Below are 25,449 nucleotides of genomic sequence, written 5' to 3'. Positions count from 1 at the left end.
GATCTTTTTCATCAGGCGTTTTCTCTAAGGATGTTTCCCGCAAGATAAAGCGACCCGCAGATCAGAATGCGTGCATCAGGGGTTTGAGCGGTGATTGCGGCGAGCGCGTCTGTGACGCTGTCTGCTGTCGCGGCGGCCAGATTCACCTTAGCAGCAGCGGCGGCGGTTTCGTCCGCGCTCAGCGTATTCTGCTCACCCGGGATCGATACGGCCGTCAGGCTGTCTGCCCTTTGGGCCAATGGCGCGAGATAACCGGTGACATCTTTGGTATTCAGCATACCACAAATCAAATGCGTGGGACGTTCTGGTAGTGACGCTAAAACCTCGGCCAAAGCAGTGCCTGCAGCCGCGTTGTGACCACCATCCAACCACAACTCAGCTTGAGGGGCCTGCTCAACCAGAGGACCGATTTTTAGCCGCTGCATACGCGCGGGCCATTCGGCCTTGGCCACAGCGGCCTCGTAGGCATCATCGCCCATTTGCAGGTGGCGCAACGCAGCCAACGTCGCGCCTGCATTTTCGATCTGATGAGCACCCAGTAGGTTTGGCATAGGCAGATCGCGCAAACCGGTTTCGTCCTGATAAATAAGGCGACCGTTCTCAGTATGAACATGCCAGTGCTGCCCGTGGACCATTAGCGGAGCGCCCAGACGGGCTGCGGTATATTCGATGACTTCCAGCGCCTCATCTTGCTGCGGGCCGACGATGCAGGGAACGCCCGGCTTGATGATTCCGGCTTTTTCAGCGGCGATCTTGCCCAAAGTGTCGCCCAGGAACTGCTCATGGTCGATCGAGACGGGGGTGATGACCGTCAACTCGGGCCGTTCGATCACGTTGGTGGCGTCCAGCCGCCCGCCCAGCCCGACTTCGAGCAGCGTATAGTCAGCTTTGGTGCGGGAAAATGCCAGCAGCGCGGCGCAGGTGGTGATTTCAAAATAGGTGATGTTCTCACCGCCATTTGCGGCGTAACACTCATCCAGCACGGCGGTAAGGTCGGGCTCGGAAATCAGCTCACCTGCCAGTCGGATTCGCTCGTGAAACCGGGCCAGATGAGGTGAGGTATAGGCATGGACCGCATGCCCTGCCCCTTCAAGCCCCGCCCGGATCATGGCCTGGGTCGAGCCCTTGCCATTGGTTCCAGCGATATGAATGACCGGAGGCAGCTTAACCTGAGGATTGTCTAGTGCCGCCAGCAAACGCCATACCCTGTCCAAGGTCAGGTCGATGATCTTGGGGTGCAGCGCCATCATCCGGTCTAGGATGGCATCCGAAGATGGGGAGGTCATTTTTCGACCGCGTCCTCGGTGGGTGCCTCGGTTGGGGCTTCTTCCGGCTCGGGCGCAGGAAGGTCGCCTTTGACCGCAGGGGGCTGCTTCATCAGCATTCGGGTGATGGTGATCAGCTCATCCCGCATCTCGGTGCGTTTGGTCACTCGGTCGAGCATTCCGTGATCCAGCAGATATTCAGCGCGCTGGAATCCTTCGGGCAGTTTCTCACGAATGGTCTGTTCGATCACACGGGGTCCGGCGAAACAGATCAGGGCATTGGGTTCCGAAATATGAACGTCACCCAGCATCGCGTACGAGGCTGTAACGCCGCCTGTAGTCGGGTGGGTCAGGACAACAATATAGGGCAGGTTTGCTTCTTTGAGCATCTCCACTGCGACCGTCGTACGCGGCATTTGCATCAGGCTCAGAATGCCTTCCTGCATCCGCGCGCCGCCGGCTGCCGAAAACAGGATCAGGGGCCGCTGTAGCCTAACAGCCTCCTGTGCTGCAGCAATGATGGCATTGCCTACATACATGCCCATCGATCCGCCCATGAACGAAAAATCCTGCGCGGCAGCCACGATCGGGGTACGGCCGATTTCGCCAACGGCGACCAGCATCGCTTCTTTCTCGCCGGTCTTTTTCTGGGCCGCCTTCATGCGGTCAGGGTATTTTTTCTGATCCCGAAACTGCAGGGGATCGTCTTTCGGTGCCGGGACATCAACCTCGGAAAAAATACCGCCATCAAACAGATGTTGGAACCGATCGCGCGGCGTGATTGCCATGTGATGGTCGCACTGGGTGCAGACATTCTGGTTTTCCGCCAATTCGCGGTGGAACAGCATGGTTCCACACTCATCACACTTGTGCCAAAGGTTTTCGGGCACTTCGCGGCGCGAGAAGATCGAATTGATCCGGGGGCGGACGTAGTTTGTGATCCAGTTCATGTCGGAACCTTGATAATGCGGCGTTGACGTCAAATAAGACGCAATGCCGGGAAATGCAATCAGCGCCTGAGGACCAATCTTGCGGTGAGCCACCCCACGATCATCAGCGCAAAGTCGACTAGCAACCAAGGTCGCAACGCTTCGGCCTCCGATGCCTCATAAGGAAGATGGAACAAGGCCAGGCCACCAAGGTTGTCGGGAAGCGAAATGACAAGCAGAGCCGCGATGTTATTGAAGAAATGCAGCGCAATGGCGGGGCCCAGCGTGCCCGCTCGCGCGGTCAGATCGGCGGTCAAAAGCCCAAATGTCAACGCCCAGATGGCAATCAAGACCGCATTGTCTCCGACCGTCGCGGGGCTGTAGTGGCCAGCTGCGAACAAGATTGATGGCAGACCCATCCAGATCAGCGGAGACCGAAACCGCGCGGCCAGGCCCTGTTGCATATAGCCTCGGAACAGGATTTCCTCGGCGCTGGTCTGAATCAGCACCGCAACAGCGGATAAGGGAAGCAGCAAAAGCCATTTGGTTAACGCGAGATTCGCCACCAATGGTGCACCAAGGTCATAGGGGGGGAGTATGAATATGACTGCACCCAGCAGAAGCAATGCGCGAACAACGCGCCAAAACTGCCAGATTGCGATGGATTGTTCGCCCAGGACCGAGGCAAGTGACCGGTGCTGAAATAGTCGTGCCCCCAACGCCACGCCAATAGTGACAAAAATAAAGCTGGAGAGCACAATAAGGAGCGCTGTTGGCGACGATCCATTCAAGAATGTGACCGCCGACCCTGATGAGCCAAGACTGGCAACGATTGCGAACAAGATTGCATTGAGCGTGACCACAACCACTGAGACCAGCGCAAGACCAGCCAACAAGCGCCATATCTCGGGATATCTGCGGGCGCCACCTAGCAATTGCTGATGACTTGAATAGGCACCCTGCCTTTCGTTAGTGCTCATCGGATTGCTCAGCATTTACAGAAGGCAGGTCATCCCCAATTGGAGTGTTGGGGTCACGCAACCGCTCGGACACCGTGGACAAATATCCGGCCACGGTTTCAAGCAACCTCATCGCAACGCCCGCGTCACTTTCAATCACAGCACGCAATTCCTCCGCGCCGATCCGCAGGAACGAGCAATCCGTGAGGGCCACCAAATCCAATTGTCGCGGCTCATTGGTGATAATCGCAAGATCGCCGATAAGGCGCCCGGGTTCTACTATCGAGAGCGAACGCATTTCACCGTGTTCATTCAGCCAATTCAGGCTCGCCGAACCCGAAATACACAAATACGCCGCATCGGGAGCCTGGCCACGTGCGAAAATGGTTTGACCTGCCGCGACCTCGTACCATTGGGCCGAAAACGCCAGAAGACGCTGGTTGCGCCCATCGACTCGTGAAAACAACTCGGTAGAAGAAATGATCTTGAGTTTCCGGCTCAGGTCGTCCGTCCCGGTATCTTCGGCATCGGTGGACACGCGCGAGACTCCATCGATGCGACCGTCCTTTATTTCAACAAACAAATCATAGGCTTCCGGATGGGCAAAATGATCCTCCATAAAAATCATGATCGAGTCGGGTAATAACTCGCGCAGCTTCAGACGGGTCCGCAGGCGGCTTTCAGAGTCGTGGCTGGCCAGTGCCTTGTCGAGTATCAGGATATCGGGGCGTTTGATCCCAGCACGGGAAAAGGCAGCACGCTCCTGAAACACTGTCGGAAGGTTATTCCCACCTAACCCGGACGGCAGGTCGTAGATGATCGCGGCGGCCCTTCGGCGCAGCCCGGCCTCGTTCAGAACCTCCGCGACCAGATCTTCGATCTCTTCTGCATGAGCACCAGCCATGATGGATACCCGACCATACAGAGCGTTTTCCATTGCTGTCAGGCGGGGAACGTAGACGTCCGGTGACACCGGCACGAACATCGCACCCATAGCGCCCCGCAGCCGTACGGCCTGACTGTGACGAATGGAAAGGATTTTGTCCTTGTACTCCTCAGGGAAACTTGGGCCGATTTGTTCAGCGGTCAGCATGAATGGGACGGTCAACAGCAGCGCACGTTCCTGATCGCCGATGGCTTCTTCGCCCTTGGTTTTGCGGCGCTCTTCGATATCGAGCAGACGGTGGTACATGTCTTTTGACATGCCAAGCCGCAAGAACAACGGGTGATCGGCCCCATCTCGACCGAAAGTCTGGTTTAGGGTTTCCAGAACGGCCTGAGCGATGCTGAGCGCGTCATCATCCAGGCCATTGCCCGTAAGCAACGACAGAAACCGGTGGTCCCCCGCCAGAATGTCCGGTGCGATATCATGCGTCGGTGAAGCGAACAGCAGGTTCCCGCCCAAGGGCACGGCGGGATTGAACTGGTCAGGATCGAATCGATAGACATACTTGTCCAAACCGCGCTCTTGGAGGCGTGTGGCAACGGTATCTCGCAGATCGACTATTTCTTTCGCCAGCACCGGGTGTACTTCCGGGTCGAACTGAGAGCGCAAAGTGCGCCGGAACATAAATTCATCAATGCCCATCGCTTCGACAAGCTGGAACCACCAATCGCGAATATCCTCGATGTCATCAAGACCCGCGAGGCTTGGATCGATCCATTCATCGGACAGTGAATCGGGTGGGTTCCCGGCGCGCACGGCTTCGATCTGGCGGCGTGAGGGGGCCTGCAATGCACCACTTTCGTGTTGAGGATGCGTGCGCAGCGGCATTAGCAGGTTATCACCCAATGTTCCGTCGAACAGGTAAGGGCGTGAATAGGCATAGCCGATCCGCGCCGCAATCACCGCCTGATGCAGGCTGTTGAGGTTGTGGCCAGCCATCAGAACCTCGCCTTGAACCGGCAGCACTTCGCGCGTCAGCAACTGCGCGAGCGCACTGCGTTCCGAAGCGTGTTTCGACTGAATCGCAACCCGAGCGCCTTGGGGAATGGTAAGATCAATATCCTCAAGTATGGTCTTGCCGTCATCATCACGAACGGTCACGTTGCGCAGCTCGATATCGCCGGTCAGGTGCGGGATTGCCTCGGGGACGCCCTCAAACAACTGTTCGGGTATCATATTCGATGGGGCAAACCGTTCGGTCACAATTTCCCAGCGCAGTGACATGTCCTGTACCTGGTTGTAGTAGGTCAGAAGATCTTTCCAAGGGCCGCTGAGGTCTTTATATGCACCCAACGCAGCGACCAATGCGCCCACTGTCACCTCGCCCGTGATCGCCAGATAGCCGCCTACTGAATAGAATAGGAAGGGTGTCATCTGAGTGATCAGATTGTTGAGGAACTTCATGAAGAACTTCTTGTTGTAGATCTTAAAGCGAATCTCGAACAAGGTTCCCAGCCGATGGCTGAATTGCGCCAGACGATAGCGCCAGCCGCCATTGGTGCGCAGATCGCTAATACCAGCAGCGCTTTCGCCAATCTCAGAGCTCAGCCGCCGGACCTCCTGAATGCGATCCTTGTTCAGAAGGTTGATCTGACGTTGCAATTTGGGAATCAGCCAAGCCTGCAAAGGGATCAATGCAATACTGGCCAGACCAAACCACACGCTTTGCATGAAAAGAAACGTGACGATCGTCATCATCTGGCCGAACTGAAAAACGGGCTGCGCGATGGCATCTCCCATCAACCCGCCCATGGGTTCGGCCTCGGACGTGATCATCGATACCAGTTCACCTTGGCTGGTGGTGGCGAAATAGGATTTGGGAAAGCGCATCGAGCGGCTGATCAAGGTAAAGCGAAGGCGACGCAACATCCGCTCGGCGAGAATGCCTTTCATGGTATTGATGCGCATTTTCATCACGCCACTGGCGATGACAGTTGCCAAAAAGGCAAAGCACAGAATCAGCAGGTACTGCACCTGTGTCACGGTGATACCGAGTACTGTCACGGTGTCTGCGGGCGCACCAATCGCGTCATTGATGATCTGCTTAGGAAGCTCCAACGAAGCGTAAAGGAACGGAAATGACAAAACGGTCAGCAATAGCAGGACCAATTGCTGTTTTTTCGAATGCTTCCATATGAATGAAAATAGGGTGGGTTCCATTCCCCTGCCTCATGATGAGCCTGTATGATCCGGGACAAATGCCGATTGCCCGAGCGCCGACGGTAAGCCTCGGCCCGAGCTATTGCAAGAATGGCGGCTCTTTGCGACGCAGAAACCAGCTGGATAGGAGATCACATTTAGGATTCGGGAAGATTTATCCGCTAATCAAGTAAGACTGGTTTGTCCCCTGCCCCGACTTTGACTAAAGAGGGGCTGTCTTGAAAGATGGGGCGATGGGCAGATTACTGGATCGATATGTTCAACTAAAGGCTCTCGGGCGCTGGCAGCGTGCCGCGCAGCAGTCTGACCACCTCGCACTGCCTGAGCTTCGCCGCCAACGTGATGACGCCCGGCGGTTGCGCGGCAAACTTGAACAAGCAATTCAAAAAGCTGATGCTCGCCTGATCCAACCCTTGATTGGGGCGACGCAGTTTCCAAAACCCCTGGGAACGGATTGGTCGTGGCGACCGGACCTGTGGCGGACGCCACTGATCCGCAAAGGTATAGCCTCGGCCCCGCGCAAGGCGCGGATGGATGGGCAGGTCATCCTGTTTCACGATTGCAGCCAGGTCGAGATCGGGCTGCAGCAAATCCGAAATCGGCGAGACAAGGATTTGGCGCCTTTCAGTCTGGCCGTTGAGGTATTTGATTTTCAGGGATCTTTCCTGTCGCTTTCCATTGATCTGCCCACGGATGCCGCCATAAATCTGTCCCGCCAGCATCTGATGAGGGTCGACACTCTGGTTGAGTGCGAGCGTTCTACCGTTGTCTTCGCCCGCCTGAACATTCAGCATGGCCCAAATACCGAGCAGGTTCTGCGCGAACTTGATCTTTCAACACCTGCGGCGACTGTAGATTTTGATCTGGCCCATCTGAACGTGAATGAGCGTCGAATTGAGAAACTCTGGCTGGATCTGATCATTGATCAACCCGCGATGAACCGTGTGGTGTTTCGTGACCTGACATTCTGCCGTTACCACCGGGCCGATCTGTAAAGGGTACTCAATGTCTCATACCACCCTGACACCAATCCGCTTCGACAACGGCCTGTGGGAAGGCCATTTGACCAGCGAAAGCCCCCCTCAGATCAAGGTGCTGTTTCTTGGTGAGCCTTTGACTGATGTTGAGTTGGAACCAGCAACAGATGGCTGGGCCTTGCGCATCCCAGTGCCGCCCGCCGCCCTGTCGGAAGGTGTTCATACTGTCGTGATTCACGATGGAACAACAGGCTATAAGCTGGGGGATTTCACCATCATCGCCGGTTCACCCGCCGCAGATGATCTGAGGGCCGAAGTCGCTTTGTTGCGCGCCGAGTTGGACATGTTAAAGCGCGCGTTCCGCCGCTCTCAGGCATCTCAAAGCGAAACCTGACCACAGTACCGATAGGATTGTCCCTATCTTTTCAGGTCCATACGTGCATCATTGGATTGGCCTATGGATCGCAACAGCATCATAAAGGTCATCGCGCTGATGGTGACGGGTTTCGGGATCGGGATCGATTTTACCGGTGCCCTGATGCTGGTCCCGGCAATCGAAAACAGCTTTGACGCCGACATCACCAGCACCCAGTGGGTTCTGAATATTTACGCTCTGTTCTTTGCGATGACGATGGTGGCCGGAGGTCGCCTGGGCGACATGTATGGTCATCGCAAGATGATGATCATCGGTCTTTCGATCTTTCTGTTTGCGTCGGTTTTATGCTTTGTCTCACCCGGTTTGGACTACCTGATCGGCGCACGCGCCTTGCAGGGGATCGGGGCGGGATGCGTGTGGCCCTGCACACTGGCATTTGGAGCCACCAAAGTGTCGAAAGAAGAACACCGCGCATTGGTGATGGGGCTGATACTGGCGGGTGTCACCACTGGTAATGTCTTTGGACCGATGATTAGCGGCGCGGTGGTCAATCTGGGTGATTGGCGGTTGTTTTTCCTCGCCAATGTGGTGTTTTCCAGCATTTCGATGACGACTGCGATCCTGCTGATGGAGCGTGAGACCGAGCATAAGAAAGGTGAACACATCGACTTTGCCGGGATGGGCATCCTGTCTTTTGCAGTTTTGCTCTTGCTTTACGGTTTGGATGTTGGTGCCGATTGGGGCTGGACTTCGCTGCCGCTTTTGCTGCTGTTTTTTGTCAGCGCCGTTTTGTTCTTCCTGTTTCCGAAAGTCGAAAAGAGGGTCAAGGAACCCTTGCTAATGCCTCAGTTGCTGCAGAACCGAGAGTTTCTGATTACCTTGGGTCTGAATATGTTCAACGTCTCGGCAGCTTTTGTCGGGCTGCTTTATTTTCCGCAGTATATGCAAAAAGTCTTGGGATGGTCTGTGTTCCAATCGGCGCTGGGTTTGGCACCGCTGACGGTGTTGCTAGCGGTCGGATCAATCGTCTCGGGTACGCTGTATAACGATTTTGGGCCCAAGCGACTGCTGTTTTGGGGGTATATTTGCGCCACAGTCGGGGCGGCAAGCGTTGTCATCATGCCTTCCGGGACCGGATATTTTCAGATTCTGCCCGGAATGGCGCTGATTGGTTTGGGCGCAACGCTGACGGTCGGGCCTTCGGGAACAGCCGCTGTATGCGCGGTTAAGCCGGAACGCGCCGGACTGGTTGGCGGCCTGAGTTTCATGACCCATCTCGTCTATGGGGCAATCGCGGTCGCCTGTGCGACGGCGGTCATGTATGTGACAAGCCTGTCCAGCCTGAAAACCCGATTGACCGCGTCAGGCATCAAAATGTCCGAGGCTGATCAGAAAGCGATCAATGGTGGAACGCTGAACACAGACTCGGCAAAAGCAGTGCTTGAAAAGTTGAATTCAGGTGAAACTGAAAAGGTTCAGGCCGCCATTGCGGCGGCCTTTGATACCGGAATGAATATGGCTTTTGTATTCGCCACGATCTCAGTCGCTGCTGGAATCGTCCTGGCGCTGATGCTGGATGAGAAAAAACTGCACAAGGTCGAAGGGTAACGCTTCAGGGTGCGAGAATAGGGCCGCTGATGGCGGCCCCCCTCCCCTTTATTGTGACGGCCCGGTCGGATTGAACGCGGACAGGCCTTTGAGGATATCGATGGCATATGCCAGTTGATAATCCTCTTCGCGCAGCTCTGCGGTGGCTTCGGCTTTGGCGCGATCCTCTTCGATCTGGCGAATCTCGTCCTCGCTGAGGCTGTCATTATTCAGGCTGCCGCGCAGATCGGCCTCGGACCGGGTGCGGGTGTTTGTATCTTCTTCTTCCTCGTCAACCGGGTTGTTGCGTGGTTGTTCGACGATGATGTCCGGGCTGACGCCAAGCGCCTGAATCGAACGACCCGAGGGCGTGTAGTAGCGAGAGGTTGTCAGACGCATAGCCCCGTCACCCCGAAGCGGCATGACCGTCTGCACCGATCCCTTGCCGAAGCTCTTAGTGCCAACCACGATGGCGCGGTTGTGATCCTGCAAGGCGCCCGCGACAATTTCCGACGCCGAGGCCGAACCACCGTTGATCAGCACAACGATGGGCTTGCCTCCGGTCAGATCGCCGGGTGTTGCGTTGAATCGTTCACCATCTTCGAGATTGCGACCCCGGGTCGAGACGATTTCGCCCTCATCCAGGAATGCGTCAGAGACCTTGATGGCCTGAGTCAACAACCCGCCGGGATTGTTACGCAGATCCAGAACGATCCCATTGACGTTTTCGATGCCCCCGGCCTCTTCAATCTGTTCTTCCAGTCCTTCCTTAAGGTTCGGATAGGTTTGGTCATTGAAGGTCGTGACACGCAACACGACACTTGTACCTTCGGTACGTGCACGAACTGCGGTCAGCTTGATCGTGTCGCGAACGATCGTTACGTCGAATGGCTCTTGCTCGCCTTCACGCACGACTGTGATCACGATTTCCGATCCCACCGGGCCGCGCATCAGGTCCACGGCTTTATCCAGCGTCAGCCCCAAAATGCTCTCGCCATCCACATGAGTGATGAAATCGCCCGCTTCGATACCAGCAGCATCCGCTGGGGTGTCATCGATGGGCGATACAACTTTGACAAAGCCTTCTTCCTGCGTGACTTCGATACCGAGCCCGCCAAACTCGCCACGTGTCTGCACGCGCATCTGCTCGGCATCATCAGGCGACAGGTAGCTGGAATGTGGGTCTAGCGAGGTCAGCATCCCGTCAATCGCAGCCTCGATCAGCTCGTCGGTTTCTACCTCTTCGACATACTGGGCGCGAATACGTTCGAAAATGTCACCGAACAGATCAAGTTGTTCATAAACGCTTGCCTTGTTCTCGGCCTCTTGCGCAAGCAGAGGGCCTGCGATCTGTGTTGTTGCGACTATCCCTGCCACGGTGCCGGCCAGTCCGGCCATCACAAATTTCTTCATACTCGTTTATCCATCCTTGTCCGTCCGGAACCATGATTCCGGGTCCACTGGGCTGTTATCCTGTCTTACTTCTATATAGAGCGTTTCTGACCAGTCAGTTCCAGTGCCATCACCGCTTGTTGACATAATAGCGCCGATTTCCGGAGTTTCACCCGGCATCAAACCTACCGGAGTACCCTCGGGTATCACTTCCCCGGTCAGACCATATACCTCATGCAGACCTGAGAACACGAATAGCAATCCGGGCTGGGGTTCAAGGATCACAAGATTCCCGAGATCCAGCAAGGGCCCGCGGTAACGGATCGTGGCAGCCGTTGGCGCGGTGACCAATGCGCGGGGTCGCGTGCCCAGCACCAGCCCGGGGCGCGTTACCCCCGCTGCGTCCGTTTCGCCCGCCCGGTGCAGCATGACCCCTTGTGCGGGCAAGGCGATTTGACCTTTCCGGCCCGAGACATCTGCATTTGTATCTTCAATCTCACCATCGGTGATCTCGGATAACCCACTGGCAAACCCATCCAGCGTTTCGGTCGAGGATATCAGGATCGCTGTACGCACAGGATCTTCTACGAAACGGCGAGGCAGATCGGTCCGGTCCGCTATCGCCTCACTAAGCTGCGTGCGGGCATCCTGAACACCCTCCAACCCTTCGGTCAGCGTATTGGCAGCGTTTTGTTGAAGCTGTCGCAGTGTCTGTACCTCTTGCAATTCGTTTGCAAGCGCCTGAGCCTGCGCGTTCAACCCAGGCGTGACTTCGGACAACATCATACCAGTGCGCGCGGCCCCAAGTGGGCCGGACGGGTGCAGCATAAGTACCGGAGGCGCGGTGGTTTCGATCGTCTGCAGAACACCTAACAGCTGCGCCACCTCCTGCTCTTGTACCTGCAATTCTGCAGTCAATTGCGCCTCGCGCAAGGCCGCGCGGCGCAGGCCGTCGCGCATAGCGCTCAGACCGGCCTCGTAGGCTTTTATGGTTTCGGTCAGGGCTTTGACCCGGTCGCGGGCAGATTCGGCCTCAGTCAACGCGATCGAGGCTTGCTCCAGCATCTCGGCCGCTTCTAGTGCCGCCTTTGACGGGCTGGTTTGGGCGACGACAGGGGTGGCCCAAATCAGCGCTGCAGCAACGATCGGGTGCAATCTCATGTCAGCAAGCTTTCCCCTGTCATTTCAACGGGTTTCGGCAATTCCATAAGCTGCAACAAAGTTGGAGCAAGATCGGCCAAGCGCCCATCGCGCAGGCTTGCCCCTACGGGGCCGCCGACCAGAACAACAGGCACGGGATTCAGCGTATGCGCCGTATGTGGACCGCCCGTTTCCGGGTCAACCATCATTTCACAATTACCGTGATCTGCGGTCAAAATCATCGCACCCCCGACCTGCTTCAGCGCTGCAACCACCTGCCCCAGCCCTTGATCAACAGCTTCACAGGCTTCAATCGCAGCTTGCAGATCACCGGTATGACCAACCATATCTGGATTGGCGTAGTTGGTGACGATCAGATCATATCCGCCATGGATCGCCTCGACGAACTTTTCTGTCACTTCGGCCGAGGACATCTCGGGCTGCAAATCATACGTCGCCACTTTGGGCGATTTGGGCATGAAGCGATCCTCGCCACCCTCGGGCTGCTCTTTGCCACCGTTCAGGAAGAAAGTGACATGAGGGTACTTCTCGGTTTCGGCCAGCCGGAACTGGCGCAGGCCTTGCTTAGCAACCCATTCGCCCAGCGTGTTCACGATATCCCGCTTGGGAAATACAGTCGTCATATAATCGTTATGGCCATCGGAATACTCAACCATGCCCAGTAACGCCGACAACTGCGGGCGCGGACCGGAGTCGAACTCGGCAAAACCGGGCTCCCCAATTGCCCGCAGGATTTCTCGGGCACGGTCGGCGCGGAAGTTCAGGCAAAAGAACCCGTCACCGTCCTTAATACCGGAATAACCAGCAAGAACCGTGGGCGCGATAAACTCGTCGGTTTCGGATTGGGCGTAGGCATGGTCGACGGCCTCATGGGCCGAGGCCACGGTGCGCCCCTGACCTTTGACTATTGCGTCATAAGCCTCGGAAACGCGTTCCCAGCGATTATCGCGGTCCATGGCAAAGTAGCGCCCACAGACGGTGACGACCTTCGCGCCATCGGGCAACCGGTCTTCGAGTTCGGCGATATAGGTAAAGGCCGATTTCGGGGCCACATCGCGCCCATCGGTGATCGCATGTAGCGCCACGGGCACGCCCGCATCGGTAACCGCTTTGGCGGCAGCCACGATGTGATCCAGGTGCCCGTGCACGCCCCCATCCGATACCAGCCCCATCAGATGCGCTGTCCCGCCTGCAGCTTTCACCTTAGCGATGAAGCTCTGCAGCGCCTCATTGTGAAAGAAAGAACCGTCTTCTATGGCTAGGTCAATCTGCCCCAGATCCATCGCAACCACGCGCCCAGCCCCGATATTGGTGTGACCAACCTCGGAATTACCCATCTGACCACTAGGTAGACCCACATCCGGCCCGTGCGTTATCAGTTGCGCATGAGGACCTTCAGCCATGAGAGCATCAAAGGTTGGCGTATTTGCCAGATAAGGCGCATTGGCCTTGGTGTCGTCGGATAGGCCCCAACCATCAAGGATACAAAGGACAACGGGCTTTGGGGCGGTCATGAAAGCTCTCCGATTAAGGCGGCGTTGCTGTCTTCTACCCCCTGCCCGCTCAAGGTTGAACCGTCATTAGGGCCGCGAATGAAGAATTAATCTGTCTTGTAGTCCCCAAAGGGTCGCGCTTTGCGGTTGCGGTATTTAACGGTCAGCTCAAGCGGCATCTCGTTTTCGTCGTAAATACCGATCACCACGCCTGTTCCTCGGCTTGATCCACGCATGTTTAGCAGTTGTTCTTCCGACCGGGTCGTGCGCTGCGACTGGCGCCGCGTCCAGGTGAACAGGTGATCATACATCTCGGCGATGATGTCTGCATGCTCATCGCTTACGCCAAGGTCCGTCAGCTCATTCGGATCATTCTCTAAATCAAACAAAAGCGGGCGATAGCCCCCTTCACAATGGATCAGCTTCCATTTCTCGTTTGCAACCATGAACATGACCGCATCCCGAACCGAGGCGTTCAGTGTCTGCGCAATGGGGGATGCGGAGTAGTCGTACTCACAAATCACCACATCGCGCGGAGTGCTTTCAGCCTGACCGTGCAGGATGGGCAGCAACGAGTGCCCTTCCAGAATGTGCCCTGCGGGTTCACCGCCTGCAACCTCCAGAAACGTGGGCGCCAGATCGATGGATTCGACCAATGCATCGCAAGTGGTGCCGCGCGTGGCATCAGCCTCGCGCGATGGATCATAGATGATCAGCGGCATTTTGGTCGAGGCATCGTGGAAGAATGTTTTCTCCCCCATCCAGTGATCGCCCAGAAAATCCCCGTGGTCCGAGGTCAGCACGATCATCGTGTCCCGCATCCGCCCGGTCTGCTCCATCCAGTCGAACAGCCGCCCCATCTGGTCGTCGGCCTGCTTGATCAGGCCCATATAGGCCGGGATCACGGCTTCGCGCACATCCTGACGCGAGAAGGTCTGGCCAATCTTGGTGTCCATGAACGCTTTCAGCACCGGATGAGCGTTCTGCCTTTCAGCTTCGGACCGAATGACCGGCAAAATGTGTTCGGGACCATACATCGAGGCGTAGGGTTCCGGCACAATATAGGGCCAATGCGGTTTGATATAGCTGAGGTGGCAGCACCACGGCCCCTCATGGTTTTCCATGAACTCCATGCCGCGAGAGGTGAGATAAGGCGTTTCGCTGTCTTCCTCGGCAATATTCGCGGCCTCTGACGAATTCTTCAGGAACCAACCTGAAAGTACATTGCCCTCTTCATCCAGCCCCGAATTGGCGAAGTCGTGCCAGGGGTTGTCACTCTCATAGCCTTTGTCTTTCAGATACTCGTTGTACCTTTTGGCGCCATCCGGGTCATAAAACCCATCCGGCCCTTCAGGGCGCATCCCGTCATCGCGTTCAAAGACATCAAACCCGCATTCAGCGACGCGCGCGCCGATCAGGCTGTCGGGCTCAAGCCCCAAACGGGCCATGCCCTCGGCATCTGCGCGCATATGAGTCTTGCCGACCAGCCAGCAATCCATCCCTGCGTTGCGCAGGTGATCGCCCATGGTGATCTCACCAACTTTCAACGGGATACCGTTCCAAGACGCGCCGTGCGAATGCACATAGCGACCAGTATAGGTCGACATGCGGGAACTGCCGCAGATCGGTGACTGGATGTAGGCCCGCGTGAACCGCACACCCATCGAGGCGAGACGGTCAATATTCGGCGTATGCAGATGTGGATGCCCGTAGCAGCTGAGGTAATCCCAGCGCAATTGGTCGAACATGATGAAGAGGACGTTCTTGGCTTTGCTCATGCCAAGAGGGGTACCCTAGCCTTCCATCTGTTGCAGCATCTTTTTTGCACGCTTGCACTGCAACTGGTCGCGCAGAGGGCTGTCGGGATCGACATCCTTTTGGCAGACCACACATTTATCGGCACCAGAGATCGCATTCAGGCCACCGCAGCTACCCTTGATGGTTTTTCCCATCAACATAACACCCAGCGCCATGCCAACCATGATGATCAGCAACAGGAAAAAGGCCAGAATAAAGGTGCTCATAACGGTTCCTACCGGTCAGTTGGTCCCCAGCGCATCCTTGAACGCGCTGCTTTGTACGGTGATATAGGCTTCTTCCCCGCTTGTCACATCCCGCGAGATGAAGAACACGGCAAGTTTATGCTCTTCGGCCAGTTCCATGCCCTTTTCCTGCCCCAAGGCCAGCATCGCCGTTGCCCACGCATCCGCCATCATGGCGTTGTTTGCTAAAACAGTAACCGAAGTGGTGCGATGAGCAATCGGGCGGCCCGTCGTCGGGTCAATGATATGCGAATAGCGCACCCCGTCCTGTTCGAAGAAGTTCTTGTAATCACCCGAGGTCGCCATTCCCAGATTGTCGAGCGGCACGATCAACTGGATTGATTGCGCGCCAGTCTCGGGTTTTTCGATCCCGATCCGCCAGCTTTCGCCTTTGTCATTCTCGCCCATGGTCACCAGATCACCACCGATCTCGACCATATAGTTCTCGATCCCGGCCTCGCGCAGCTGTGCGGCAACCGCATCGATGCCATAGCCTTTGGCAATCGCAGACAGGTTGATCCCGACTCCGGCCTCTGACTTGGCCAAAGTGCCCGCTCCGCGATCCAAGTCTAACAACCGCGCTTGTCCCACTTGCCCTAGCGCTGTCGCGATCTCGTCATCTGCCGGAATTGGGTCTTCAGGTTTTCGCGGTCCAAACCCCCACAATTCGATCAGCGGACCAAGGGTAACATCAAACGTACCGCCGGATTTCTCGTGAACCTCATTTGCGGCCTCGATGACGAAGGCAAATTCGTCTGACACTTGCATGGGGTCCGTGCTGCCTGAGGCCGAGAAGGTCGAGACCTCGGAATTCGGGTCCCAGTTGGACATCTTGGCATTGACCTGCGCCAGGGTCTCCTGAACCGCTTGCCCCAGCGCTGCTTCGTCCAAATCATCGCCGATTGCGGTGATGTTGAACGTGGTGCCCATCGTCTCGCCGGACAGGCGTACCACGTCAGGCTCTTTGCCAAACAAGCAGGCCGAAACAGTCAAAAGTAAGGCCAGTGCGATCAGTGGGCGCATGGTGCAATCTCCCGGGAGTGTTCTTGCCCGGCATATGCCAGTGAGCCTGTTCAGAGTCAAACCGGCCTCAAATCTCGAGCGGCAAAAACGCCAATGCGAAAAGCCCGATTGCTGCCGGGACGCCAAACAGCCAAGCGCGCTTTTGCCAACCTTCCGGTTGCTGTTTCCAAGCCATGCGAAAATTATGGCCGCAGACCACCACGATAAAGAATATCAGCGCGGCAACTGGTGGTGTCAAATACAGGTTGCTCAAAAGCAATTTCCTTTTGAAGTGGGCAAGTTACGCCGGTTTTCGAAATTGCACCCTATACAGGGCCGGTCCCTGCGGTAAGGTAGGTTGTAAGGACAATACCGGTGAAAGAGGAGACCGCCCATGGCCCCAAGCTCTTACCAGCCTCCGACACGCGGCGACAAGGCCGCGGCGACAACCCGCAGTCAATCAGTTGAGACCAATCTGTCGCATACCCAGACAACGGTTGCGAAACTGATGGAAGGCAAAGGGGATGCCGTTTTTTCGGTGCGGCCCAACGACACGATTCACTCGGTCGTGGATATCTTGCGCGAAAAACGCATCGGGGCCGTTGTTGTGACGGATCAAAATGGTGCCCTGCAGGGTATCCTGTCCGAACGTGACATCGTGCGCCGTATGGCGGAAACGCCCGGCCAGACCCTACCCCAATCAGTGGCCGATCTGATGACGACCGAGGTCAAAACCTGCAGCCCCGAAGACTATCTGAACGACGTGCTGAAAACCATGACCGAGGGCCGGTTCCGGCATATGCCGGTATTGAGTGATGGGAATCTGCGCGGGGTGATCACCATTGGCGATGTGGTTCATTTCCGCTTGAAAGAACTGGAATACGAAGCACTTAGAATGAAGCAAATGATCGTCGGTTAGCGACTTACGCTGATACGCGCTCGATTCCGGTGCGCGCTGTCGAGATAAATCGGACAAAACCAGGCGAGATTTCCGCAGCCGTCAACTTATCAGTGATGAACGCACCTGTATCGATCGAAATGACATCATGCTCGACCCGAGCTTCGTCGACGATGGTATGGCCATGCACCACCCATTGCTCGTCTTTCCTGCGTTTCTTGCGGAACTGAGGATGCCCCCAAAGGCAAGTTCTGTCCTGTTGCCGATCGACCGGCTGCGAAGGATCAAGCGCGGCATGAACAACCGTTACATTCCCGCTCGTCCAGGTCAGCGGCCGATCTTGTAACCAGTCCAGAAGCGGTTGTCCCATCGCTTGCTGCAGTTGTTCGGCAACGGCTTGCGGGTTGGACTGGTCAATATCCGCAAGCCCAAACGAAGCCAAAGTCTGAGCACCGCCATTATACAGCCAGACACGCGCCATCCGTGTTGGATCGGACAAAAACCCAAGCAGCATATCTTCGTGATTGCCTTTCAGGCAGATCGCCCGGGTTTCGGGGTTCGTGTCGAGGTGATGTAGCTGACGCAACACCTGCGCGCTGTATCCGCCCCGGTCAACATAGTCGCCTACAAACACCACCGGACAGTCGTTATCCAGCGCAGGCAGGAGCCGTTGTAAAAGATCCAACCTCCCATGAATGTCTCCGATTGCGTAGAATTTTTCTGTAGGCGCCAAAGAATGCAGATCCACCGTCCGATCAGGCGGTGTTTGAGATGCGATAAGCCTTTTAATCCATCCGGTTAACATAAGACCTGCTGCCCAATGCGGCAAAACATGATGCGGAATTCGCCAAATGCAGACGTTGATATTGGCAGCCTGCCCAACATCAGACCCAATATGAAAATGGTCGGTCCCAAGGGTTGGAACCGATCGATTCTGTTTATCCGCCGAAATCGTCGAGCATGATGTCTTCGCGGTCCACGCCCAGATCCAGCAGCATGTTGATGACCGACTGGTTCATGATTGGCGGACCACACATGTAGTATTCGCAATCCTCGGGTGCGGGGTGGTTCTTCAGATATTCCTCGAACAGAACGTTGTGGATAAAGCCGGTGTAGCCTTTCCAGTCATCCTCGGGCTGGGCGTCCGACAACGCAACGTGCCATTCGAAATTATCAAATTCTTTGGCCAGCGTGTCGAAATCTTCGACAAAGAACATCTCTTTCTTCGACCGCGCGCCATACCAGAAGCTGATCTTGCGGTTGCGGTTTTCAAGGCGTTTAAGCTGGTCAAAGATATGGCTGCGCATTGGGGCCATACCAGCACCACCACCGATGAAGACCATCTCTTTTTCAGTCTCGCGAGCAAAGAACTCGCCAAAGGGACCTGAGATTGTGACCTTGTCGCCCGGTTTCAGGTTGAAAATATACGACGACATCTGACCCGGAGGAATGCCTTCGGATCCAGGAGGGGGCGACGCCACGCGGACGTTCAGCATGATCATGCCCTTCTCGTCCGGGTAGTTGGCCATGGAATAGGCACGTTCGATCGGTTCGGCGACGACGGATTTGTACTGCCATAGATTGAAGCGATCCCAATCCTCGCGGTATTCTTCTTCGACGTCGAAATCCGTATAGGCCAACTGGTGCGCAGGCGCTTCGATCTGGATGTAACCACCGGCGCGGAAGTTCACATCTTCGCCTTCAGGCAGGTCCAGCGTTAGAGCCTTAATGAAGGTCGCTACGTTCTCGTTCGAACGCACCGTGCATTCCCATTTTTTGACGCCGAAGACCTCTTCGGGAACTTCGATGTCCATATCCTGCTTGACTGCAACCTGACAGGATAGCCGGTCACCACAAGACGCCTCGCGCTTGGTGATATGGCTTTCCTCGGTCGGCAGGATCGAGCCACCGCCGGAATGCACGCGCACGCGACATTGCGCGCAGGTGCCACCACCACCACAAGCGGAGGGCACGAATAGCTTCTCTGCCGCAAGCGTCTGCAGCAGTTTGCCACCCGCCGGGACCGAGATTGTTTTCTCACCATTGATGGTGATGTTCACGTTACCGGTTGAAACCAGCTTGGACCGCGCCGCCATGATGATGGCAACCAAACCAAGAACGATAACGGTGAAAAGGGCTACACCTAAGCCAAAGGTTTCCATTCCGCCCTCCTTACAGTTTCACGCCCGAGAAGGACATGAAGGCCATCGCCATCAGTCCAGCGGTGATGAAAGTGATGCCCAGGCCTTGCAGACCATCGGGAATGTCCGAATACTTCAGCTTTTCCCGAACACCCGCCATCGCAGTAATCGCCAGAGCCCAGCCAAAGCCAGAGGACAGACCGTAAGTCGCCGCTTCGGCAAAATTGTAGTCGCGTTCCACCATGAACAGTGAACCACCCAAAATGGCGCAGTTTACAGTGATCAGCGGCAGGAAAATCCCAAGCGCGTTGTAGAGCGGGGGGAAGTACTTATCCAGCACCATCTCTAGGATCTGAACCATCGCCGCAATCACGCCGATATACGAGATCAGTCCAAGGAAGGTCAGGTCCACATCCGGGAAACCCGCCCAAGCCAGCGCACCCGGTTTCAGCAGATAGTTCAGCAGCAGATTGTTGGCAGGCACGGTGATGGCCTGCACCACCATGACCGAGATGCCCAGACCCAGCGCAGTTGAAATCTTCTTCGAAACAGCGATGAAGGTACACATCCCCAGAAAGAAGCTGAGCGCAAGGTTTTCGACAAAGATGGCCTTTACGGCCAGTGAAATCAGACCTTCCATCAGTGGGCCTCTACCTGCTGGATTTTGTATTCACGCTCTTCCACTTGGTTCGGCTTCCATGTGCGGAAGGCCCAGATGATCAGACCGATGATGAAGAAAGCCGACGGCGGCAGCAGCAGCATGCCGTTGGGCACATACCAGCCGCCGTTGTTGACGGTCTCCAGAATGGTGACACCGAACAGTGACCCGGCGCCAAACAGCTCACGAATGAAGCCGACCAGCAGCAGGATCAGACCATAGCCCATGCCGTTGCCCATGCCGTCGATAAAGGACGCGACCGGGGGGTTCTTCATGGCAAACGCCTCGGCCCGGCCCATCACGATGCAGTTGGTGATGATCAGGCCGACGAAGACGGACAGCGTTTTGGAAATCTCGAACGCATAAGCCTTGAGGATCTGGTCCACCAGGATCACCAGCGAGGCGATGATCACCATCTGCACGATGATCCGGATTGAGCCGGGGATCTGGTTGCGCAGGCACGAGATGAAGAAAGACGAGAACGAGGTCACGAAGATCACCGCCAGCGCCATCACCATAGACACCTGCAGTGACGAGGTCACCGCCAGCGCCGAACAGATGCCCAGCACCTGCAGCGTGATCGGGTTGTTGTCGACAAGCGGGTCGACCAGCATCTCTTTCTTGGTCTGAGACATCAGAGCTCTCCTGCTTGCAGTTTGGCCAGGAACGGGGCGTAGCCCGCGTCGCCCATCCAGAATTTCACCAGGTTATCGACACCAACCGACGTCAGCGTGGCACCAGCCAGCGCATCGACATAGAAATCGGGGCCTGCCGCAGGCTGCGACTTGGCAACGGTGATTTGCAGATCGCCTGCATCATCGCGCAGCTTTTTGCCATTCCACAGCGCCTTCCAGCGAGGATTGTCCACCTCGGCGCCAAGGCCCGGTGTCTCACCGTGCTGATAGAACTGCAGGCCGTAGATATCGTTGCCGTTGTTTTCCAGCGCGATGAAACCATAGAGCGTGGACCAGAGGCCATAGCCGTGAAGCGGCAGGATTACCTTGTCGAGCGCCCCGGCATCATCACGCAGCAGATAGATTACGCGGTACTTGGACTTGCGCCCGATCCCAGCCGGGTCATCGTCCAAAGCGACGCTCAGTTCTGGATCGCTGGCAGCAGCTATATCATCGAAGGTGGTCGCGTCGAACTGATCGTCAACGAATTCACCTGTAGACAATTCCAGTACATGCGGCTCAAAGGCAGCGAATGCCTCGGTCACATCAATGCCTGGTTCGTAGATGCCGGCAACTTGCAGAACGTTGACTTGCTTATCCTTCAAACGGTTGATTTCCTGCACCGGGCGCAGGCTGACCGCAGCAGCAGACACGACCATCGAGGCTACAAGGCAGACGGCAACGGCAACAAAGATAGTCTTGCCAACCGAATCTGGCGAAGCAGCCAGAAACTTGGCAATCGCTCCCTTGGGTTCATTGGATTGCGTATCAGACATGGCGACGCGCCCTCCGTTTGATGTTTGCCTGGACGACGAAATAGTCGATCAGCGGCGCAAAAACGTTTCCGAACAAGATTGCCAGCATCATACCTTCTGGGAAAGCTGGGTTAATGACGCGGATCATCACAACCATGATACCAATCAGCGCGCCATAGATGTAGCGGCCCATATTGGTGTGACTGGCCGAAACGGGCTCGGTTACCATGAACGCCAGACCAAAGGCGTAGCCCCCAAGAACGATATGCCAGTACCAAGGCATCGCGAACATCGGATTTGTGTCCGATCCGATAAGATTCAGCAGAAGCGTGAAGCCTATGGTGCCCGCAAGACAGCCCACTATCAGGCGATAATTGGCAATCTTGGTCATCAGCAGGAAGGCCAGGCCAATCATGCAAGCCAGCGTCGATGTTTCTCCAAAGCTACCCTGAATTTGCCCGAAGAAGGCATTGGCCCAGGTGATCCCGTCGGCCGCCAGTGCTTGAACGCCTTCAGCAGCGGAGATACCCAAAGCAGTCGCACCGGAAAATCCATCCACCGGGGTCCAGACTGAATCCCCCGACATTTGCGCGGGATAGGCGAAATATAGGAAAGCGCGTCCGACCAGCGCTGGGTTGAGGAAGTTCTTGCCCGTGCCGCCAAATACTTCCTTACCGATCACGACACCGAAAATGATGCCTAACGCGACCTGCCACAATGGCGCTGTCGCAGGCATAATCAGTGTGTAAAGCATCGAGGTTACTAGAAAACCCTCGTTGACCTCATGGCCGCGCACAGTGGCGAAGATGACCTCAAAAATACCGCCCGCAACCAGTGTGGTAATGTAGATCGGAAGGAAATACATCAATCCATGCATCACATTGGCGAAAATGCTGTCAGGGTTCAGCGAGATGCCGAACACCTGCAGGATCGCAATCCGCCAGCCTGTTGCCGAATCCGTTCCCAACGTAGCAATGGCCGAGTTTGCCTGATAGCCGGTGTTATACATCCCCCAGAGGATTGCGGGGATCGTAGCAATCACGACGTAGGTCATGATCCGCTTCATATCCACGTAAGAGCGCGCATGCGGCGCGACGGTCGTGACGGTTTTCGGAGTGTAGATAAAACTTTCCACCATCTCGTAGATGGGGAAATATTTTTCGTACTTGCCGCCCTTGGTAAAGTTCGGCTCGATCCGATCGAAGAAGCTGCGCAAACCCATGTGGATCAGCCCTCCTTTTCAATCTTGGTGAGGCAGTCGCGCAGCGCCAGCCCATATTCATATTTCGCAGGGCAGGCAAAGCCCACAAGGCCCAGATCTTCTTCGTCCAGTTCCAGTGCACCCAGCGCCTGCGCGGTGTCGGTGTCCATCACCAGTAGCGCCCGCAGCAATTGCGTCGGCAGATAATCCTGGGGCATAAGCTCTTCGAATACACCCGTCGGCACCATCGCGCGGCGACCACCGTTCAGGTTTGACGTGAATGAATAGAGCTTCTTGGCAAAAGCCGATCCCAAAACAGGCTGTACCGCATATTTCGAAGGCATAGGAAGAATCCAGCCCAGTGTGTGCTGATCATGATCTTCGCGAATAATGCTGATCTGGCGCGCAAAACGGCCCAGATAGGCGGTCGGACCATCGGCATGCTGCCCCGACAAGATCGACCCCGAGATGATCCGCGCGATCCCGTCGACGTTCACTTCATCCCGGGTCAGGTCATCCGTCGACGCGCCCATCACGGTGCGGATCAGGCGCGGCTGGCGCGCGCCCGGTCCAGACAAAGCAATCACGATGTTTGAATCCAGATGACCGGTCTGCATCAGACGACCGATCGCGATCACGTCCTGGTAGCCAATGGTCCAAACCTGCTTGTCCCCTCCCAGCGGCTCAAGGAAGTGAATATGAGTTCCAGCAAGGCCCGAGGGGTGTGGCCCGGAAAACGCAGCCGCTTCTATACCGGGCAGATCGGAACCGGGGATGGATGCCCCCTCTTGCTGGCACAGATAAGTCTTGCCATCGGTCAGATTTGAGACAGCTGCAAGACCAGCCGCAAATGCCTCGCCCGCATCCGCAATAACCAATGCCGCATCACCTGCCAGTGGATCGCTGTCCATGGCTGTCACGAAGATTGCTGTAGGCTTGGAGCCTGGTTCGGGCATCTTTGAATAAGGACGTGTCCGGAAAGAAGTCCACAGCCCGGCCGCGCATAGCTTGGCCGTAACACCTTCGGCGGTCTCGGCATCGCCGGTGCCCGAGAAATCTATGCCGGCGTCATTGGCATCCGAAACCTCGATCACCACGCTCTGTAATACACGTCGCGCCCCGCGATTAATTGCCACGACCTTGCCGGTCAGCGGCGCGACCATCATCGCGTCGGGCTCATCCTTGTGGCAGAACAACGGCGTTCCTCGCTGGACCGCGTCGCCCTCTTGCACCAGCATCTTGGGCTTTAATCCGATATAATCACTGCCCAGAACGGCAACCGACGAGAATTCAGGCCCCGGCTGGATTTTCTGTTCGGGCGCGCCTTCAACCGGCAAATCCAACCCTTTTTTTAGTTTGAAAGTTTGCATGTTGCTACGTTCTTCCAAGCCTTTGTCCTGCGCCTGCTGCGCGCCATCTTACAATGATGCCAGGAAATAACACGAAATTTCCCGTCTGTCCGGTCGCGAAAGCGCCATTATCCGACCAGAATCCGCAGGCGTATTTCCGATCACGGCTCCTTTACGCGGGGATGAGTGCAAACGCAAACCTGTTACCGCCCAAAATCGAAAAGGAATGTCACATTCTTTTGAGCTTACGGTCGTTCAGAACAATTTGCCCATTTAATTTGCGTGTCGCACAAGCTGATCAACCGGTGTAAGCAACCACAATGGACAACAATGATAAATTCGAGATTTTTCTGATTGCCACTCCAGGGCTCGAAACGCCTTTGTGTGCCGAGGTCATCGAGCGCGGATTCTCAGGCGCCAGGATCGTTCCAGGTGGTGTTGTGTGCCGTGGCGATTGGCCGGAAGTCTGGCGCGCCAATCTGGAATTGCGCGGTGCCAACAAGGTTCTGGTGCGACTGGGCAGTTTCCCCGCCGTGCATTTGGCGCAATTGGACAAGCGCGCCCGAAAATTTCCGTGGGCGAGTTATCTCAGTCCAGACATTCCCGTGAAGGTCGAAGCAACCTGCCGCAAATCTCGTATCTATCATGCAGGAGCGGCGCGACAGCGCATCGAACAAGCCATATCCGAGGGGCTCGGCACCTCAGTCTCACCCGATGGCAAAGTCCGTGTGCTGCTAAGAATCGAAAAAGACATATGCACGATCTCCGTCGACACATCCGGCGAGCCCTTGCACAAGCGCGGTCATAAGCCTGCAGTCGCCAAGGCCCCGATGCGGGAAACAATGGCTTCGATGTTCCTGCGTGAGTGTGGGTTTGACGGGTCTGAACCGGTTCTGGACCCGATGTGTGGCTCTGGAACATTCGTTATCGAAGCGGCTGAAATTGCACTTGGTCTGCCCCCAGGCCGCTCACGTCAGTTCGCATTCGAAGATTTGGCAAGCTTCGATCCAGATGTCTGGCAAGATATGCGCGCCCAAACCGATCCGCCCGAAACAGAGCTCAGGTTCTATGGCTCAGATCGTAATGCAGGCGCGATTGAGGCTTCCCGCTCCAACGCCCAGCAAGCACATGTGGATCATGCCACCCGATTTCAGCACTGCTCGGTCAGTGACATCAAACCACCAGAAGGCCCAGCTGGGCTGGTCATCGTCAATCCTCCCTACGGGGCACGCATCGGTGATGAAAAGCGCCTGCGGTCGCTCTATGGCAGTTTAGGCAAGGTATTATCCAGTCGTTTCCAACGATGGCGTGTGGGCATCATCACCACCACACCCGGACTTGCCCGCGCAACGCGATTGCCAATGCTTCCCCCCGGCCCAATCGTTGATCACGGCGGAACAAAAATCCGACTGTATCGAACAAATCCGTTGCAGTAACTCAGCGAAATCGCAGATCAGGAGAACGGTTTCAATCACCCCTCGAAT

General features: G+C 56.2%; 23 protein-coding genes. 5 read left to right on the top strand and 18 right to left on the bottom strand.

Features of this window, described 5'->3' with window-relative positions:
* Positions 1 to 11: 11 nt before the first annotated feature.
* From ACR0AY_RS09240 to ACR0AY_RS09225, 4 genes are read right to left on the bottom strand one after another with little or no spacing between them, the layout of a single operon-like run.
* On the bottom strand, positions 12 to 1,286 hold the full coding sequence (locus ACR0AY_RS09240) for a bifunctional folylpolyglutamate synthase/dihydrofolate synthase (RefSeq protein ID WP_170511861.1): 1,275 nt from the start codon (positions 1,284 to 1,286) through the stop codon (positions 12 to 14).
* Complete coding sequence (accD, locus tag ACR0AY_RS09235; protein WP_170393952.1) at positions 1,283 to 2,215, bottom strand: acetyl-CoA carboxylase, carboxyltransferase subunit beta; 933 nt, start codon at positions 2,213 to 2,215, stop codon at positions 1,283 to 1,285. Before accD ends, ACR0AY_RS09240 begins: the two co-directional genes overlap by 4 nt.
* A gap of 59 nt (positions 2,216 to 2,274) precedes the next feature.
* Entirely contained in the window at positions 2,275 to 3,174 is a 900-nt protein-coding gene (locus ACR0AY_RS09230) for a type II CAAX endopeptidase family protein (protein ID WP_170511859.1), read from the bottom strand.
* On the bottom strand, positions 3,164 to 6,259 hold the full coding sequence (locus ACR0AY_RS09225) for an ABC transporter transmembrane domain-containing protein (RefSeq protein ID WP_170511857.1): 3,096 nt from the start codon (positions 6,257 to 6,259) through the stop codon (positions 3,164 to 3,166). Before ACR0AY_RS09225 ends, ACR0AY_RS09230 begins: the two co-directional genes overlap by 11 nt.
* Before the next feature lie 233 nt (positions 6,260 to 6,492).
* Here ACR0AY_RS09225 and ACR0AY_RS09220 point away from each other — a divergent pair, with 233 nt between their 5' ends.
* From ACR0AY_RS09220 to ACR0AY_RS09210, 3 genes are all read left to right on the top strand, one after another.
* On the top strand, positions 6,493 to 7,254 hold the full coding sequence (locus ACR0AY_RS09220; protein ID WP_170511855.1) for a DUF6478 family protein: 762 nt from the start codon (positions 6,493 to 6,495) through the stop codon (positions 7,252 to 7,254).
* Between the two features lie 10 nt (positions 7,255 to 7,264).
* Complete coding sequence (locus ACR0AY_RS09215) at positions 7,265 to 7,630, top strand: hypothetical protein (protein ID WP_170511853.1); 366 nt, start codon at positions 7,265 to 7,267, stop codon at positions 7,628 to 7,630.
* A 63-nt stretch (positions 7,631 to 7,693) separates the two neighbouring features.
* Positions 7,694 to 9,220 (top strand): MFS transporter, encoded by a 1,527-nt coding sequence (locus ACR0AY_RS09210; protein ID WP_480454050.1) that lies wholly within the window; start codon positions 7,694 to 7,696, stop codon positions 9,218 to 9,220.
* A 48-nt stretch (positions 9,221 to 9,268) separates the two neighbouring features.
* On the opposite strand, the gene ACR0AY_RS09205 is transcribed toward ACR0AY_RS09210, so the two are convergent.
* From ACR0AY_RS09205 to ACR0AY_RS09175, 7 genes are all read right to left on the bottom strand, one after another.
* Positions 9,269 to 10,612, bottom strand: coding sequence for a S41 family peptidase (locus tag ACR0AY_RS09205; RefSeq protein WP_170393963.1), 1,344 nt, complete (start codon positions 10,610 to 10,612; stop codon positions 9,269 to 9,271).
* Between the two features lie 6 nt (positions 10,613 to 10,618).
* A complete protein-coding gene (locus ACR0AY_RS09200; protein WP_170511849.1) occupies positions 10,619 to 11,752 on the bottom strand; it encodes a peptidase M23 in 1,134 nt (377 codons plus the stop codon).
* The gene (gene gpmI / locus ACR0AY_RS09195) at positions 11,749 to 13,266 is read right to left on the bottom strand and encodes a 2,3-bisphosphoglycerate-independent phosphoglycerate mutase (protein WP_170511848.1); all 1,518 of its coding nucleotides are present in this window, start codon (positions 13,264 to 13,266) and stop codon (positions 11,749 to 11,751) included. The genes ACR0AY_RS09200 and gpmI overlap by 4 nt, the downstream gene beginning before the upstream one ends.
* Positions 13,267 to 13,352: 86 nt before the next feature.
* Positions 13,353 to 15,023: a sulfatase-like hydrolase/transferase gene (locus tag ACR0AY_RS09190; RefSeq protein ID WP_480454047.1), complete on the bottom strand. Its 1,671-nt coding sequence runs from the start codon at positions 15,021 to 15,023 to the stop codon at positions 13,353 to 13,355.
* Between the two features lie 15 nt (positions 15,024 to 15,038).
* Positions 15,039 to 15,269: a (Na+)-NQR maturation NqrM gene (gene nqrM, locus ACR0AY_RS09185; RefSeq protein WP_170511844.1), complete on the bottom strand. Its 231-nt coding sequence runs from the start codon at positions 15,267 to 15,269 to the stop codon at positions 15,039 to 15,041.
* 15 nt (positions 15,270 to 15,284) lie between these two features.
* Positions 15,285 to 16,310 (bottom strand): FAD:protein FMN transferase, encoded by a 1,026-nt coding sequence (locus ACR0AY_RS09180; protein ID WP_170511842.1) that lies wholly within the window; start codon positions 16,308 to 16,310, stop codon positions 15,285 to 15,287.
* 67 nt (positions 16,311 to 16,377) lie between these two features.
* Positions 16,378 to 16,563 carry a hypothetical protein gene (locus tag ACR0AY_RS09175; RefSeq protein ID WP_170511840.1) on the bottom strand — a complete coding sequence of 62 codons (186 nt, stop codon included), beginning with the start codon at positions 16,561 to 16,563 and terminating at the stop codon, positions 16,378 to 16,380.
* Positions 16,564 to 16,683: 120 nt separating this feature from the next.
* Here ACR0AY_RS09175 and ACR0AY_RS09170 point away from each other — a divergent pair, with 120 nt between their 5' ends.
* Positions 16,684 to 17,208: a CBS domain-containing protein gene (locus tag ACR0AY_RS09170; protein WP_170393976.1), complete on the top strand. Its 525-nt coding sequence runs from the start codon at positions 16,684 to 16,686 to the stop codon at positions 17,206 to 17,208.
* A 4-nt stretch (positions 17,209 to 17,212) separates the two neighbouring features.
* On the opposite strand, the gene ACR0AY_RS09165 is transcribed toward ACR0AY_RS09170, so the two are convergent.
* From ACR0AY_RS09165 to ACR0AY_RS09135, 7 genes are all read right to left on the bottom strand, one after another.
* Positions 17,213 to 17,992 carry a metallophosphoesterase gene (locus ACR0AY_RS09165; protein ID WP_170511838.1) on the bottom strand — a complete coding sequence of 260 codons (780 nt, stop codon included), beginning with the start codon at positions 17,990 to 17,992 and terminating at the stop codon, positions 17,213 to 17,215.
* A gap of 133 nt (positions 17,993 to 18,125) precedes the next feature.
* The gene (gene nqrF / locus ACR0AY_RS09160) at positions 18,126 to 19,349 is read right to left on the bottom strand and encodes an NADH:ubiquinone reductase (Na(+)-transporting) subunit F (RefSeq protein WP_170393981.1); all 1,224 of its coding nucleotides are present in this window, start codon (positions 19,347 to 19,349) and stop codon (positions 18,126 to 18,128) included.
* Positions 19,350 to 19,359: 10 nt separating this feature from the next.
* Positions 19,360 to 19,968 (bottom strand): NADH:ubiquinone reductase (Na(+)-transporting) subunit E, encoded by a 609-nt coding sequence (gene nqrE, locus ACR0AY_RS09155; RefSeq protein WP_050603817.1) that lies wholly within the window; start codon positions 19,966 to 19,968, stop codon positions 19,360 to 19,362.
* Positions 19,968 to 20,621 (bottom strand): NADH:ubiquinone reductase (Na(+)-transporting) subunit D, encoded by a 654-nt coding sequence (locus tag ACR0AY_RS09150; protein WP_152460184.1) that lies wholly within the window; start codon positions 20,619 to 20,621, stop codon positions 19,968 to 19,970. Before ACR0AY_RS09150 ends, nqrE begins: the two co-directional genes overlap by 1 nt.
* The gene (locus tag ACR0AY_RS09145) at positions 20,621 to 21,436 is read right to left on the bottom strand and encodes a Na(+)-translocating NADH-quinone reductase subunit C (RefSeq protein ID WP_170393983.1); all 816 of its coding nucleotides are present in this window, start codon (positions 21,434 to 21,436) and stop codon (positions 20,621 to 20,623) included. The genes ACR0AY_RS09150 and ACR0AY_RS09145 overlap by 1 nt, the downstream gene beginning before the upstream one ends.
* Positions 21,429 to 22,637, bottom strand: coding sequence for an NADH:ubiquinone reductase (Na(+)-transporting) subunit B (locus ACR0AY_RS09140; RefSeq protein WP_170511835.1), 1,209 nt, complete (start codon positions 22,635 to 22,637; stop codon positions 21,429 to 21,431). Before ACR0AY_RS09140 ends, ACR0AY_RS09145 begins: the two co-directional genes overlap by 8 nt.
* A 5-nt stretch (positions 22,638 to 22,642) precedes the next feature.
* A complete protein-coding gene (locus ACR0AY_RS09135; RefSeq protein ID WP_170509240.1) occupies positions 22,643 to 23,986 on the bottom strand; it encodes a Na(+)-translocating NADH-quinone reductase subunit A in 1,344 nt (447 codons plus the stop codon).
* Between the two features lie 299 nt (positions 23,987 to 24,285).
* On the opposite strand from ACR0AY_RS09135, the gene ACR0AY_RS09130 reads away from it, so the two are divergent.
* Positions 24,286 to 25,401, top strand: coding sequence for a THUMP domain-containing protein (locus ACR0AY_RS09130; RefSeq protein ID WP_170511833.1), 1,116 nt, complete (start codon positions 24,286 to 24,288; stop codon positions 25,399 to 25,401).
* Positions 25,402 to 25,449 lie beyond the last annotated feature (48 nt).

The sequence above is a fragment of the Ruegeria sp. A5 genome (assembly GCF_056543005.1).
The sequence above is the reverse complement of the archived record's forward strand: the minus strand, read 5'-3'. Positions and strand labels throughout refer to the sequence as shown.